The sequence below is a fragment of the Chimaeribacter californicus genome (assembly GCF_002858675.1).
Taxonomy (GTDB): domain Bacteria; phylum Pseudomonadota; class Gammaproteobacteria; order Enterobacterales; family Enterobacteriaceae; genus Chimaeribacter; species Chimaeribacter californicus.
The window spans coordinates 1-844 of sequence record NZ_PJZF01000091.1; the positions used below are offsets into that span (position 1 = coordinate 1).

At 54.1% G+C, this 844-nt stretch carries 2 protein-coding genes; both read left to right on the plus strand.

The window, feature by feature from the left end; translation table 11 throughout:
* A partial coding sequence (locus CYR55_RS23735; protein WP_165699665.1) for a hypothetical protein occupies nt 1–267 on the plus strand: 267 nt, incomplete at its 5' end.
* Nucleotides 264–844, plus strand: a 581-nt coding sequence (locus tag CYR55_RS23020; protein ID WP_146001050.1) for a hypothetical protein, incomplete at its 3' end; no start/stop codon positions are given. The genes CYR55_RS23735 and CYR55_RS23020, both read left to right, overlap by 4 nt.

Below are 844 nucleotides of genomic sequence, written 5' to 3' on the forward strand. Positions count from 1 at the left end.
GCACAGCTGGTAGCCAGTAATGACTGGTTACCAACCCACCGCGAACAGCTGGCTTCGGCAGTGAAGGAGTGCAACAACATCCCGGCCACTGCCAAAGCCATCAGCGACACCGAGGCCGCCGGTATGGACATCTTCCGGCGGGAATTAGAGAAGATGGTGAGCGATGGGGTCAGCGATGTTCACCTGCCAGGCATCAATATGTGCCTGGGATTGGTCGCATCTCTGGCCTTCAGCCACCGGATTACAGCGGGAAAGCGCAAAGCATGATGGAAACCACAAAGACGCTGTTAAAGCTACCGCCGAAGCTTCAGCGACACCTTTCAGAGCTGAAGACCTACGTCGATCGCCATGCGGATGGCGTGAGCCTGCCCCAGGTGAAGCGTAAAGTCAGCAGCCTGCAAACCCTGAACAAAAAAGAACTGGAGATCCTGGTTAACTTTGTTCGCACCCGGGAAAATATTCACGTTTACACCGTATACCGCACCGGCGCACCAGGTCAGGAGAACGTGTATTTCCGCCATGCCCGCCATGGCGATCCGATCGCACCGTTCGGCCACCAGCTGACCTCCCCAGTTAAACCGAAAGCAAACAAAGTGAGCTTTATCCAGGAGTGGGGCGCGCCATTGGAACCGGTAGAGACAATTATCAAAAAGGAGTGTTATCAGGACATGCCAAAAGCAAAAGAAGAGGTTGTAGCCCCAATGAATGCAGTCAATTTAAAAGTTTCAGCGTCCGAGCTGCGCCGCCAGGCAGCAGAAATGATGCGCCAGGCTGACCTGGCTGAACAGCAGTCGCAGGAAAATGATCTGTTCAATAAGCGCCTGGGTCCCATCAAAACCGATCT